This window comes from Kosakonia sp. LAM2021 (assembly GCF_016620385.1).
In the GTDB taxonomy this organism is placed as follows: domain Bacteria; phylum Pseudomonadota; class Gammaproteobacteria; order Enterobacterales; family Enterobacteriaceae; genus Kosakonia; species Kosakonia sacchari.
The window spans coordinates 587,796-601,036 of the sequence record NZ_JAENHT010000001.1; the positions used below are offsets into that span (position 1 = coordinate 587,796).

15 protein-coding genes are annotated in these 13,241 nt (G+C 53.6%); 13 read left to right on the top strand and 2 right to left on the bottom strand.

Annotated features, from left to right (window positions below; translation table 11 throughout):
- Positions 1-189 precede the first annotated feature (189 nt).
- From JKP81_RS02660 to cobT, 4 genes are read left to right on the top strand one after another with little or no spacing between them, the layout of a single operon-like run.
- Positions 190-1,713, top strand: coding sequence for a cobyric acid synthase (locus JKP81_RS02660; RefSeq protein ID WP_200550511.1), 1,524 nt, complete (start codon positions 190-192; stop codon positions 1,711-1,713).
- Positions 1,707-2,252 carry a bifunctional adenosylcobinamide kinase/adenosylcobinamide-phosphate guanylyltransferase gene (cobU, locus tag JKP81_RS02665; RefSeq protein WP_200550512.1) on the top strand — a complete coding sequence of 182 codons (546 nt, stop codon included), beginning with the start codon at positions 1,707-1,709 and terminating at the stop codon, positions 2,250-2,252. The genes JKP81_RS02660 and cobU overlap by 7 nt, the downstream gene beginning before the upstream one ends.
- Positions 2,249-2,989 (top strand): adenosylcobinamide-GDP ribazoletransferase, encoded by a 741-nt coding sequence (cobS, locus tag JKP81_RS02670; RefSeq protein ID WP_200550513.1) that lies wholly within the window; start codon positions 2,249-2,251, stop codon positions 2,987-2,989. The genes cobU and cobS overlap by 4 nt, the downstream gene beginning before the upstream one ends.
- 27 nt (positions 2,990-3,016) lie before the next feature.
- The gene (cobT, locus tag JKP81_RS02675; protein ID WP_200550514.1) at positions 3,017-4,075 is read left to right on the top strand and encodes a nicotinate-nucleotide--dimethylbenzimidazole phosphoribosyltransferase; all 1,059 of its coding nucleotides are present in this window, start codon (positions 3,017-3,019) and stop codon (positions 4,073-4,075) included.
- Between the two features lie 38 nt (positions 4,076-4,113).
- Here cobT and JKP81_RS02680 read toward each other — a convergent pair whose 3' ends face one another.
- Positions 4,114-4,425, bottom strand: a complete 312-nt coding sequence (locus JKP81_RS02680) for a helix-turn-helix transcriptional regulator (protein WP_017458424.1) — start codon at positions 4,423-4,425, stop codon at positions 4,114-4,116.
- A gap of 237 nt (positions 4,426-4,662) precedes the next feature.
- Here JKP81_RS02680 and fusA point away from each other — a divergent pair, with 237 nt between their 5' ends.
- The 9 genes from fusA to JKP81_RS02725 all read left to right on the top strand — a co-directional run bounded on the left by fusA (position 4,663) and on the right by JKP81_RS02725 (position 12,527).
- Complete coding sequence (gene fusA, locus JKP81_RS02685) at positions 4,663-6,765, top strand: elongation factor G (RefSeq protein WP_200550515.1); 2,103 nt, start codon at positions 4,663-4,665, stop codon at positions 6,763-6,765.
- A 216-nt stretch (positions 6,766-6,981) separates the two neighbouring features.
- Positions 6,982-7,335 carry a type II toxin-antitoxin system RelE/ParE family toxin gene (locus tag JKP81_RS02690; RefSeq protein ID WP_200550516.1) on the top strand — a complete coding sequence of 118 codons (354 nt, stop codon included), beginning with the start codon at positions 6,982-6,984 and terminating at the stop codon, positions 7,333-7,335.
- A gap of 4 nt (positions 7,336-7,339) precedes the next feature.
- Positions 7,340-7,642 carry a helix-turn-helix domain-containing protein gene (locus JKP81_RS02695; RefSeq protein ID WP_200550517.1) on the top strand — a complete coding sequence of 101 codons (303 nt, stop codon included), beginning with the start codon at positions 7,340-7,342 and terminating at the stop codon, positions 7,640-7,642.
- An 82-nt stretch (positions 7,643-7,724) separates the two neighbouring features.
- The gene (gene ldtA / locus JKP81_RS02700; protein WP_200550518.1) at positions 7,725-8,675 is read left to right on the top strand and encodes a L,D-transpeptidase; all 951 of its coding nucleotides are present in this window, start codon (positions 7,725-7,727) and stop codon (positions 8,673-8,675) included.
- A gap of 144 nt (positions 8,676-8,819) precedes the next feature.
- On the top strand, positions 8,820-9,845 hold the full coding sequence (locus tag JKP81_RS02705) for an LLM class flavin-dependent oxidoreductase (protein WP_200550519.1): 1,026 nt from the start codon (positions 8,820-8,822) through the stop codon (positions 9,843-9,845).
- A gap of 501 nt (positions 9,846-10,346) precedes the next feature.
- Positions 10,347-10,799, top strand: a complete 453-nt coding sequence (locus JKP81_RS02710) for a hypothetical protein (protein ID WP_234455463.1) — start codon at positions 10,347-10,349, stop codon at positions 10,797-10,799.
- A 188-nt stretch (positions 10,800-10,987) separates the two neighbouring features.
- Positions 10,988-11,464, top strand: a complete 477-nt coding sequence (locus tag JKP81_RS02715; RefSeq protein WP_200550521.1) for a cold-shock protein — start codon at positions 10,988-10,990, stop codon at positions 11,462-11,464.
- A gap of 240 nt (positions 11,465-11,704) precedes the next feature.
- Positions 11,705-12,244: a DUF2058 domain-containing protein gene (locus tag JKP81_RS02720; RefSeq protein WP_200550522.1), complete on the top strand. Its 540-nt coding sequence runs from the start codon at positions 11,705-11,707 to the stop codon at positions 12,242-12,244.
- 37 nt (positions 12,245-12,281) lie between these two features.
- Entirely contained in the window at positions 12,282-12,527 is a 246-nt protein-coding gene (locus JKP81_RS02725; RefSeq protein WP_200550523.1) for a DUF2543 family protein, read from the top strand.
- A 97-nt stretch (positions 12,528-12,624) separates the two neighbouring features.
- Here the strand turns inward: JKP81_RS02725 and JKP81_RS02730 are convergent, their stop codons facing one another.
- Entirely contained in the window at positions 12,625-13,134 is a 510-nt protein-coding gene (locus tag JKP81_RS02730; RefSeq protein WP_200550524.1) for a hypothetical protein, read from the bottom strand.
- Between the last annotated feature and the right edge of the window lie 107 nt (positions 13,135-13,241).

Consider the following 13,241-nt stretch of genomic DNA (forward strand, 5'->3'; position numbering starts at 1 on the left):
GCGAGGGCTAACTGTGTGCCCCCTGGAGAGCCGATAAGGGGGCAATCATCGTGTTATCGTCAGCCATGACATTGCTTTACTCTACATGGCTTGTGACGAGTAAAACGGCACGGCGGACAGTCATGCCGCTGTGCAAAAGTGAAGACGAATTTTTGCCCGCATATGGGCGACGCAGGTTAAGGAGGCGTCATGACGCAGGCCATTATGCTGCAGGGCACCGCATCGGACGTGGGCAAAAGCGTGCTGGTGGCGGGGTTGTGCCGTATTTTTCATCAGGACGGGCTAAAAACCGCGCCGTTTAAATCGCAGAATATGGCGCTCAACTCCGGTATCACCGCAAGCGGTCATGAGATGGGGCGCGCGCAGATATTTCAGGCCGAAGCGGCGGGTATCCAGCCGGATGTGCGCATGAACCCGGTGCTGCTCAAACCGACCAGCGATCGCAACGCGCAAGTGGTGCTGATGGGCAAAGTCGCGACCGATATGGACGCCGTGAGTTATCACGAATATAAACCGCGCCTGCGCGAGCAGATTATCCGCGTGTACCAGAGCCTGGCGCAGGAGTATGACGCGCTGGTGCTGGAGGGTGCCGGCAGCCCGGCGGAGATCAATCTGCGCGACCGGGATATCGTCAATATGGGCATGGCGGAGATGGCCGCTTGTCCGGTCATTCTGGTTGCTGATATTGACAGAGGCGGCGTGTTTGCCGCGATTTACGGCACGCTGGCGCTGTTACAGGAGCACGAGCGCTGGCGGGTGAAAGGGGTGATCATCAATAAGTTTCGCGGCGATGTCGCGCTGCTCACCCCTGGAATTAAGCAGATAGAAGCATTGACCGGCGTACCAGTGATTGGCGTAATGCCGTGGCTGGAGGTCGACCTTGAAGATGAAGACGGCGTGGCGTTACAGCGCGGGAAATACCTGCGCACCGGCGAGCGGGCGCTGGATATCGCCGTGGTGCAACTCCCGCATATCTCTAATTTCACCGATTTCAACGCGCTCGCCGCTCAGCCGGATGTGCGCGTTCATTACGTGCGCACGCCGGACGAGCTGCACAGCGCCGATCTGCTGATCCTCCCCGGCAGTAAAAACACGCTTAGCGATCTCAACTGGTTGCGCGAAAGCGGGCTGGCGAAAGCAGTGCTGGTACGCCATCGCGCGGGTGTGCCAATTATCGGCGTCTGCGGCGGGTATCAAATGCTTGGCGACACCCTTATTGATGAGGTGGAGTCCGGGCTGGGGCAACTGCCAGGGCTGGGGTTGCTGGCGACGGTGACGCGGTTTGCCCGCGATAAAACCACCACTCGCGTCGAGGCGAGTTTGTCGGAGGCACTACCCGGTTGGCTGGCGCCGTGCGCCGGGCTAACGCTGCGCGGATATGAAATTCATCTGGGTGAAACCACGCGCAGCAGCGGTTGCCAGCCGGCGATGTGGCTACAAAAAGCGGGTCAGCGTGTGGCAGACGGCGCGGTCAGCAACGACGGTCTGGTGTTTGGCACCTATCTGCATGGCTTGTTTGATAACGACGTGTTCACGCGCGCATTGCTTAACGGGCTACGCCAGCGCAAAGGGCTGCCGCCGCTGGATGCGCGCGTTGATTATGCGCAGTACAAAGCGCAGCAGTTTGATATCCTCGCCGACGCCATGCGTCAGCATGTGGACATTGAACGTATTTATCAAATTATGCAGCAACATCAGGAGCAAGCATGTTAACCCTTGTTACCGGCGGCGCACGCAGCGGCAAAAGCCGCCATGCCGAATCGCTGGTCGCGGACGCAAAAACAGTGCTCTATATCGCCACTTCGCAAATCTTTGATGATGAAATGGCAGCGCGTATTGAGCACCATCGGGCGGGACGCCCCCAACACTGGCGTACCGAAGAGCGCTGGCAGCAATTGCCTGCCGTTATTACCCCGCATAACGATCCTGACGAAGCGGTATTGCTGGAATGCATTACAACGCTTGTCACCAATCTGCTGTTTGCTTCTGGCGCGGGCGACGACCCGGATAACTGGGATTACGCCGCGCTGGAAACGCAGGTTCAGCATGAGATTGAGCAACTGATTGCCGCCTGTGCGGCGTGCCCATCGCCGGTGGTGCTGGTGACCAATGAAGTGGGCATGGGCATTGTGCCGGAAAATCGGCTGGCGCGGCATTTTCGCGATATTGCCGGGCGCGTCAACCAGCGTCTGGCGCAGGCGGCAGATCATGTCTGGCTGGTGGTGTCCGGGATTGGAGTCAAAATCAAATGATCAAATTGTTTTTCGCCACGCTCTCTTTTATCAGCCGTTTGCCGGTACCTGGTCGTTGTGTTCAGGGGCTGGATGTTGCGGATTATGTGCGCGGTATTGTGACGTTTCCATTGGTAGGGTTGCTGCTCGGGGCGCTTAGCGGTGTCGTCGTGCTGGCGTTGCAACCCTGGTGCGGCGTGCCGCTGGCGGCGCTTTTGGGCGTGCTGGCGCTGGCCTTGTTAACCGGTGGTTTTCATCTGGATGGCCTTGCGGACACCTGCGACGGTGTCTTTTCCGCGCGGCGGCGCGAACGGATGCTGGAGATCATGCGTGACAGCCGACTTGGTACTCACGGCGGCCTGGCGCTGGTGTTTGTGCTGGTCGCCAAAATCCTGGTTATCAGCGAGCTGCAACTGCGCGGTGTCAGCATGATTGCTGCGCTGGCGATGGCCTGCGCCGCCGGGCGTGGTTGCTCAGTATTACTGATGTTCGGCCATCGCTATGCGCGCGAAGAGGGGCTGGGCAACCTGTTTATCGGCAAAGTTTCCGCCAGAGACACGCTGGTCACACTGGCAATCACGGCGTTGCTGGCGATTGCCATATTGGGCTTGAAAGGGATTATTGCGCTGCTGGTGACGCTGGCGGCGATCTTCCTGCTGGGGCAGATGCTTAAACGCACGCTGGGTGGGCAAACCGGCGACACGTTGGGCGCCGCGATTGAACTTGGCGAACTGGTATTTCTTCTGGCGCTGCTCTGAACAGCCCGCAACATAACGAGAAACAAGATGCAGACATTGACGACACTACTGGCAAGTATCCCGGTTCCCGATAACGTAGCGATGGCGCAGGCACAGCGTCATCTGGATGGTTTACTGAAGCCGGTTGGCAGCCTTGGCCGACTGGAGGCATTAGCGGTGCAACTGGCGGGAATGCCGGGGTTAAACGGCAAGCCGCTTAGCGGTGAGAAGGCCATTGTGGTGCTGTGCGCCGATCATGGCGTCTGGCATGAGGGCGTGGCGGTATCACCGCAGGTTGTCACCGCGATTCAGGCGGCGAACATGACGCAGGCGACGACGGGCGTTTGCGTACTGGCCGCGCAGGCCGGTGCGAAAGTACATGTGCTGGATGTTGGTATTGATGCCGATCCGATCCCCGGTCTTGTGAATATGAAAGTCGCGCGCGGCAGCGGTAATATCGCCACCGGCCCGGCGATGAGCCCAGAGCAAGCCGAAGCGTTGCTACTGGAAACGATGCGCTATACCCGAGAGCTGGCGGCACAGGGCGTGAAGCTCTTCGGTGTCGGTGAACTCGGTATGGCGAACACCACGCCGGCGGCGGCGATTGTCAGCGTGCTGACCGGCGAAGAGCCTGAACATGTTGTTGGCATTGGCGCAAACCTGCCGGAAAGCCTGCTCGGACATAAAGCGCAGGTGGTACGTAAAGCGATTGCCGTCAACCAGCCCAACCCCGCCGATGGCCTTGAAGTGCTGGCAAAAGTGGGGGGGTACGATCTGCTGGGAATGACCGGTGTGATGCTCGGTGCAGCGTCGTGTGGTTTGCCGGTAGTGCTGGATGGTTTTCTTTCTTACGCGTCGGCGCTGTCGGCGTGCCGCATTGCGCCACAGGTCAAACCGTACCTGATCCCTTCGCATCTCTCGGCGGAAAAAGGGGCGCGTCTGGCGCTGGAACATCTGGGGCTGGAGCCGTATCTCAATATGGGCATGCGTTTAGGCGAGGGGAGCGGGGCGGCGCTGGCGATGCAACTGGTCGATGCGGCCTGTGCGATCTACAACAACATGGGCACGCTGGCGGCGAGCAATATTGTGTTGCCGGAAACGAAATAAGATCTCTTTTGCCGGGTGGCGCTTCGCCTTGCCCGGCATTACCCCTCTTTTTGCATCGCCTGCAACAGCGTATCCAGCAATCCCGGAAAGCAGGCGTCGAGGTCTTCACGACGCAGGGAGATCATATTTTCCCGACCCTGCGGGCGCTGCCAGACCACGCCGCTATCGCGCAGTACGCGCCAGTGGTGCGTCATCGTGGATTTCGCCACATCTTCCGGGCGCAGGGCGTTACAACTCAATTCGCTGCCGTCGGCAAGCCGCTTGATCATCGCCAGGCGCAGGGGATTGCCAAGGGCAAAGAGCACATTTTCGAGACGAAATTGCTCACGTTCGGGGTGGTTAGCGATCATAATCTTCCTGTGTCGGCGGTGGCTGTGCTGGGAAAGCAGTAGCCCGTATCGGCGGCTGGGCCGGTACTATACGCAAACTGCTTTGCGAAAGCCACGAGGTCAATCGCGGCTCAACCAATCGTAAGAATAGCAAAAATAGTTCGAATATACTCGTACAGTTGTACTATCATAGATGCCGTGAATGAATAGCGGCCAATTCCGGTCGCGAACTAACAGTCAAATGACTAAGGACGCATCATGCCCCGACCCATCCCCCTCGAACGTTATCGCAACATCGGTATCTCCGCGCATATCGATGCCGGTAAAACAACCACTACTGAGCGCATTCTGTTTTACACCGGGATGAGCCACAAACTGGGGGAAGTACACGATGGCGCGGCAACAACCGACTGGATGGCGCAGGAGCAAGAGCGCGGCATTACTATTACGTCTGCGGCGGTAAGCTGCTTCTGGCCCGGTATGGACAGAGGTTTTGAGCCGCACCGCATAAACATTATCGACACCCCCGGGCACGTGGATTTCACCATTGAAGTGGAACGTTCCATGCGTGTGCTCGACGGCGCGGTAATGGTGTATGACTCCGTGGGTGGTGTGCAGCCGCAGTCGGAAACCGTGTGGCGTCAGGCGAATAAATACCACGTGCCGCGTCTCGCGTTCGTCAACAAGATGGATAGACCCGGCGCGGATTTTTTCCGCGTGGTGCAGATGATGATCGACCGCCTGAAAGCCAACCCGGTGCCGATTGTGATCCCGATTGGCGCGGAAGAGCACTTCACCGGCGTGGTGGATTTGATCAAAATGCGCGAAATCATCTGGGATGACGCGACGCAAGGCATGACTTTCAGCTATGGTCCGGTACCGGATGATCTCATGGCAACCGCGCTGGAGTGGCGTGAGAAAATGATCTCTGCGGCGGCGGAAGCCAGCGACGAGCTGATGGATAAATATCTGGAAACCGGCTCGCTGGACGAAGCGGAAATTATTGCCGGTCTGCGCAAACGCACGGTTGCTGGCGAAATTCAGCCGATGCTGTGCGGCAGCGCCTTTAAAAATAAAGGCGTCCAGCGCATGCTCGACGCGGTGGTCGAACTGATGCCGTCGCCGCTGGATATCCCTGCTATTCAGGGCGTGGATGAAAAAGGCCAACCGGCAGAGCGCCATGCGAATGACGACGAACCGTTCTCGGCGCTGGCGTTCAAACTGATGACCGACCCATATGTTGGCCAGCTCACCTTTATCCGCGTCTATTCCGGCGTGCTGAAAAAAGGCGATGCGGTTTACAACCCGGTGAAAGGCAAGAAAGAGCGTATCGGACGTATTGTGCAGATGCATGCCAACGATCGCCATGAAGTGGATGAGCTGCGCGCCGGGGATATTGCCGCCTGCGTCGGTCTGAAAGATGTCACCACCGGTGACACGTTGAGCGACCCGGATAAAGTGATCACCCTGGAGCGCATGGAGTTCCCTGAGCCGGTTATTTCGCTCGCTATTGAGCCGAAAACAAAAGCGGATCAGGAGAAAATGGGCATCGCGTTGCAACGGCTGGCGTCAGAAGATCCATCATTCCGTCTGCATACTGACGAGGAGTCCGGGCAGACGATTATTTCCGGGATGGGCGAGTTGCATCTGGAAATTATTGTTGACCGCATGAAACGTGAGTTTGGCGTGGAGGCAAATATTGGTCGCCCGCAGGTTACCTATCGTGAAACCTTACGTAAAACCGTGAAGGATATCGAAGGTAAGTTTGTGCGCCAGTCCGGCGGTAAAGGTCAGTATGGTCATGTAGTTCTGACGCTTGAACCGCTGGAGCCGGGTAGCGGCTTTGTATTTGAAGACGCGACCAAAGGCGGCGTGGTGCCGCGCGAGTACATTCCTTCAGTGGAAAAAGGCCTGCGCGAAGCCATGAACAACGGCGTGCTGGCGGGTTACCCGGTTGTCGATGTGAAGGCAACCCTGACCTTCGGTTCCTATCACGATGTCGACTCCTCGGAAATGGCCTTCCGCATGGCGGCGATCTTTGGCTTCAAAGATGGCGCACGTAAAGCGGATCCGGCAATCCTTGAGCCGATCATGCATGTGGAAGTGGAAACGCCGGAAGAGTACGCCGGGAACATTATGGGCGATCTCTCTTCCCGTCGCGGGATGGTGCAGGGTATGGAAGAGCGTTTCGGTAGCCAGATTATCCGCGCCGATGTGCCGCTGGCCGAGATGTTTGGCTACTCCACCACGCTGCGATCCATGTCGCAAGGCCGCGCGACCTACAGCATGGAGTTCCACCATTATGCGGAAGCGCCGCGCAACGTGGCTGATGACATCATCGCCAGCCGCGCAAAAGCATAACGCATAGGCTGTAACAGCAAACCCCGCTTCGGCGGGGTTTTTTCTTATGTGAAGCCGGGTCGCAAAATCAATGCAACGGTGCATTTTGCGGCTGATATTCAGGAATCACGCTTCCATTACTTTCTATCTGTGTATGCAGACACCGACCGAACGCTACATCATTCAAATATAGAATTTGATCTATATAGTTTTTGATCTATATTACTGAGGTGTGTTGTGTGGCAGATAACAATGACGCAGACGTTTGAAAAGTGGTTTGATGCACTGGGTGACAACGATCGCGCCAGTGTGCTGGCGGCGCTGATGGTGCTCCGGGTTAAAGGTCCGCAGCTACCAAGACCTTACGCGGATACAGTAAAAGGCTCGCGTTATAACAATATGAAAGAGCTGCGCATACAAAGCCGTGGCGAGCCGTTTCGGGTCTTTTATGCCTTTGATCCGCAGCGCGTGGGCATATTGCTTTGCGCTGGCAACAAGGCGAGTCATGAAAAACGCTTTTACGATGTGATGATCCAGATTGCAGATCGGGAGCTAACGCACCATCTGCACAAGATTAAAATCAAGGAGTAACACGATGAGCAAAACGCTGGAACAGCTAATTGCCGAACAAAAGGCCGATGTTGTCACCGCTGCGCAGTCACTCGCGCAAGAGATGCTGCTCAACATCCACCTTGCCGAGCTGCGTGAGCGGGTCCAAAAAACGCAGATCGAAATGGCGCAGGAGTTGGGGCTGAAACAACCCACGGTAGCGGTGATGGAAAAGCAGGGGCGGGATATTAAACTTTCCACGCTGAAGCGCTACGTGGAGGCGACAGGCAGCAAGCTATGCATTGATATTGAGCTGCCAGATGGCTCGCACTATGGCTTTGCGCTCTGAAGCGATAACGCGCTGTAAAAAAGAGAAAATCTGCAAAGCAAACTATCATTAGCAAATATCCGTTGCGCCCGAGGAAAAGATGATGCGCTGCGTTAAACTGTTTTGCTGTTGTGTTGCTTTACTCTGTGCCCAGGGCGCGCAGGCCGTGAGCTATCCACTGCCGCCGGAAGGCAGTCGGCTGGTGGGAAGCCCGCAAACTATCACCATTTCGCAGGGAAACACGTTACCGCTGGAAGCGTTCGCCGCGAAGTACGGACAGGGGTTGAGTAATATGCTTGAAGCCAACCCGGATGCCGATCCCTTTTTACCTAAAGCTGGCTCACAACTGGTCATTCCGCAGCAGGTGATCCTGCCCGCTACTGTCCGCGAAGGCATTGTGATTAACGTTGCGGAAATGCGCCTCTACTATTACCCAAAAGATTCGAATACGGTCGAAATCTTACCGATTGGCATCGGCCAGGCCGGACGCGAAACACCGCGCAACTGGGTGACTTCGGTGGAACGCAAGCAGGAAGGGCCAACCTGGACGCCCACGGCGAATACCCGAAAAGCGTACGAGAAAGAGGGAAAAACTTTACCTGCGTTTGTGCCTGCCGGGCCGGATAACCCGATGGGGCTTTATGCTATCTATATCGGGAAGCTGTACGCCATTCACGGTACGAATGCTAATTTTGGCATTGGGCTTCGTGTCAGTCAGGGCTGTATCCGTTTACGCAGCGACGACATTAAATACCTCTTCGACAACGTGCCTGTGGGAACGCGGGTGCAGATTATCGACCAGCCGGTCAAAATCACCACCGAGCCGGATGGCAGTAGTTGGGTGGAAGTTCACGAACCGCTATCCCGTAATCGCGCCGAGTTTGAGTCCAGCAACAAAGTCCCGCTTCCCGCTACCCCAGTATTACATGCGTTGATGAAAGGCGAAGGCATTGATGCGAACCGCGCAAACCAGGAACTGGAGCGCCGTTCCGGTATGCCGGTAAATATTAGTGCGCCTGCTGTGAACAACTCGATAGATAAACAACCGCTATAGAATGGTTTATCAATAAATTTGAACTTTAAGGTTAAACAATCGGTATTTATTCTTCTCAGGGAGTGCGTAGAGTAGGGGCAATCCTGGACGGGAAACTAATTCCCGTCTGCTGATTACCTCTCTGAACAGAAGGATAACGACGCCATGAAGAAGATCGGATTTTTGTCATTTGGTCACTGGACACCTTCGCCGCAATCCGCGACGCGTTCGGCGGCTGATACGCTGCTGCAATCCATCGATCTGGCGGTTGCCGCTGAAGAGCTCGGCGCGGACGGTGCGTATTTCCGCGTGCATCACTTTGCCCGCCAGCTCAGCTCACCTTTCCCGCTACTGGCCGCTATTGGCGCCAAAACGCACAAAATAGAGATTGGCACCGGCGTTATCGATATGCGCTATGAAAATCCGCTGTATATGGCAGAAGATGCCGGCGCGGCGGATTTGATTTCCGGCGGGCGTTTGCAACTGGGTATCAGCCGGGGTTCACCGGAACAGGTTATTGATGGCTGGCGCTATTTTGGCTTTCAGCCGGCGGAAGGCGAAACCGATGCGGATATGGCGCGCCATCATACGGAAACATTTCTGGATGTGTTGCGCGGCGAAGGGTTTGCCAAACCGAACCCTCAGCCGATGTTCCCGAACCCGCCAGGCTTGCTGCGCCCGGAGCCCTGGTCTGAAGGTTTGCGCGAACGTATCTGGTGGGGCGCAGGTTCGAACGCGACAGCGGTTTGGGCGGCAAAACTGGGGATGAACCTGCAAAGCTCCACGCTGAAAGATGATGAAACCGGCGAACCGTTCCATATCCAGCAGGCGCAGCAGATTCGAGCTTACCGTGAAGCCTGGAAAGCGGCAGGGCACGCGCGCTCGCCGCGCGTTTCCGTCAGCCGCAGTATCTTTGCGCTAATGGACGATCGCGATCGGGCTTACTTTGGTGGCAGCCGTGATGACAGCGATAAAATTGGCTTTCTTGATGAGAAAACCCGCGCTGTTTTTGGCCGCAGCTACGCCGCAGAACCGGATAAATTAATCGAACAGCTGAAAAAGGATGAGGCCATTGCCGAAGCGGATACGCTACTGCTGACGGTGCCGAATCAATTAGGCGTAGAATATAATGCGCACGTGATTGAGTCGATTCTTAAGCATGTCGCACCGGCGATGGGCTGGCGTGATTGATTTGAAACTCTGCGCGGGTTTACAAATTAGCGTCGCGATGGATTACGAGATTTTTCGGTGAATTAACAGCCTGTATTCGTGGCAAGACACGCGGGATTGTAACCGTATTCGTTATTATCCGATGTGGGCTAAACCTGAATCATTTTCTGCGTGCAACAGTGCCGGAAAGCGATTCAGGTTTTTTTGCTTCCTGATGGCGGCAAACCAGCGCCAGGTAATAGCCAGGGATAAACACTTATCCCAGCGGAGGGTTTGTTATTTTCCCAGGGAACATATTTCTTCCCCCCTTTTTTGGTAGCGAAAGGCGTTTTCGATCCTTTTCATTGAAGAGCATAATTACGCCAGAATACGAAATAAAGGCCGAGGATATAAATGCACAGAGTATTAACGCTGTTACTGTCGGTTTTACTTGTCGGGTGCATTAGTTCCCCGCAGAAAGCGCAATACAATGCGGAATATGCGAACCGCCAGGATATTCGGGCGCATGAGGTCTATCGCTTCATGACGAAACCCGTCAAATCCAGTGGGGAAAAATATTGGGGCGCAGGAGACTTAGCCGAACTTTTCTATGTTGTTGATGATAAAGCGGCATTGGTTGAGTTACGTTTTAACTACCCGGCGAAATCAATGCAGGTCACCGCGCGCGACGCGCAGAACAAGGTGTTGCGTGAGAGAACTTTTATCCTGCTGGATGAAGCAGCGAGTAAACCGACTGACTCGGATATTAGCTACTTTTATCTGTCAAAAGCGGGTGAGTTATTCACTACGTCCCGAAATTGCACCCCCGATATGAGTGCGGGTTGCCGGTGGTGGAATTATAAACTGTTTATTACTCATAATGCAGACCTGGCGGTGCAGTATGAGCATGGGGCGGCGGGTTTGGCCTTTTTAGTTTTCCCTATGTACAGCTCCAGCCAAAACCTTGAGATTTTCCCGAAAGCGACGGGCGGCTGAACCTTAACTGCCGTTGAAAGCCTTACCTCCTCATCGTGCGGCGCTTTTATAAAGCGCTGCACTCCGTTTTGCAGTGCGGAAATTTATCACCGACACTTAAGCCAAAGACGTAGTCGGCGCAGGCATTGTGCTTTAAACTGCGCGCAGCAAAAACAGAGCAAATGAACGATTAAGTAGGTGGTAAGGTGATGAACGGAAAGATCACAACCTGGTTTAAAGATAAAGGTTTTGGATTTATCAGAGATGAAAACGGAGAAAACCGTTACTTTCATGTGATTAAGGTCGCCAACCCTGAGTTGATTAAAAAAGATGCGGCGGTAACGTTCGAACCCACGACAAACAACAAAGGGTTGTCTGCTTATGCCGTGAAAGTGGTCCCGGATAGCAAATACATCTATATCGCCGGTGAACGAATTAAGCTCACTTCGATCAAATCTTACCTCGTGTACAGCGAAGAAGTTCCTGCCGATACCCGCATCGATAAAGACAACGCGGTGCTGTCTGTTGGCGCGTTGATGGGGAGTATCCGGCCGAAATCAGCTGCTAAACCTGGCGAAATGCGCTCGCTAAAAAAACTGGCAATCACCACTTTTCAGGGAACGACCCTGATCTTCTCCGAAGACGAGATAGACGTGGATGCGACGGTTAAGCTGCTTAAAGTCTAAAAGCATGCAGATTGGTTTGCTGCCGAAACCGGCGTTTTATATACCGCGTTTCGGCACCATTGACTGTGCGCTATGGTACCCGCTTTTTTGCTCAACCTGCTCGGCCATGGCAATGTTTTCGCCCCGTGGCGAGTGTGGAATGGCGAGCGTAATGTTTGCTCTACGCAGGCTGCAATCTGGTCTCGCGGCAACAATTACAGCTATAATCCGACATATTGTTCAACCGGTTTACAGACGAAAATGACAAAACTCACCTTACAAGAGCAGATGCTCAAAGCGGGATTAGTAACCAGTAAGAAAATGGCCAAAGTCCAGCGCACTGCTAAAAAATCACGCGTTCAGGCGCGTGAAGCAAGAGAGGCAGTGGAAGAGAATAAAAAAGCACAGCTTGAGCGCGATAAGCAATTAAGCGAGCAACAAAAACAAGCTGCGTTATCGAAAGAATATAAAGCGCAGGTGAAACAACTTATTGAAATGAACAGGATCACCATTGCCAAAGGCAATATTGATTTTAATTTCACCGATAATAAGTTAATTAAAAAAATAGCTGTGGATAAAAATACTCAGGCACAACTGATTAGCGGTCGTCTCGCCATTGCTCGTCTGGTTGTTGATGGCAAGAATGAGAGTGAATATGCGATTATTCCTGCAATCGTAGCCGATAAAATCGCTCAGCGGGATGCGAATAGTATTGTATTAAACAGCGCACTTAGTCAGGAAGAGCAAGATGAAGATGATCCGTACGCTGATTTTAAAGTGCCTGATGATTTGATGTGGTAATAACCACTGCAAACGATCTCAACCTCCGGGGGAATGTATGAGTAAGGAAGTACCGCTTAAATTTTATGACATCGTGGATGAGTATTCGACGGAAACCGAAAAAACGGTAAAAGAATCAGAACGCGATGCGCTGGCGCACTATTTTCAGCTACTGATCACCCGTTTGATGAATAACGAAGAAATCAGTGAAGAGGCGCAGCAAGAGATGGCCAATGAAGCGGGTATCGACGCGCTGCGTATTGATGAGATTGCGACGTTTCTGAATCAGTGGGGCAACGAGTAACCTCTGTTACCGTGATTCCCGAAAGCACGAAATTGCATTTTTATGTCCGCTCGCCGCAGGAAGCGGACATCGCAACTATCCCCGAACGCGCAAAAGATCAGTAGAGGATATTTGCCATCGCTTTGTACCGTTCAGGTAACGCGCTGTTCAACGCCAGGACTTTTTCAAGAATAGAGAATGTCGGTGCTCCTTTAGCGCGTTCGCAGTCGACAATCGCGGAACGTATTGTCGCTGCTGCTGTAGAAATTTTGTTGAAATACTCTTCCGATTCCGCAGTTTGTAATTCGCCTGAAACAGCGTAACGAACAATTGGCCACTCTGTAAAATCAATTAACGGGAACGCTTCTTTATCGGATGAGATGTTGGCTAATAACAACTCTTCTGCTTTTTTATGATCTTTTTGTGCAGTTGAAAGTAGCTGTAAGCGATATTTTATTTTTAACAGAATATCGCCATTCACTTTTTCTGACGAGAGCGCTGTAATAAAAGCGGATAACTCATCCTCAGGCGGGCTGTGATCATAATGCGTTTTCCGCTGTGTTTCAGAAAGAGATTGGGTGTTATTTAATGCGATCTCAATTAAATAAGTTAAAATTTCTAATGTCATTTGATGTGCCTTATGATTTTTTTCGCGGTATGATTTGGAGCAGCATAAATATACTGGCGACAGTTTTTCATCGCTGTAAATAAAGCCTGTAATGAAAATAACTCATG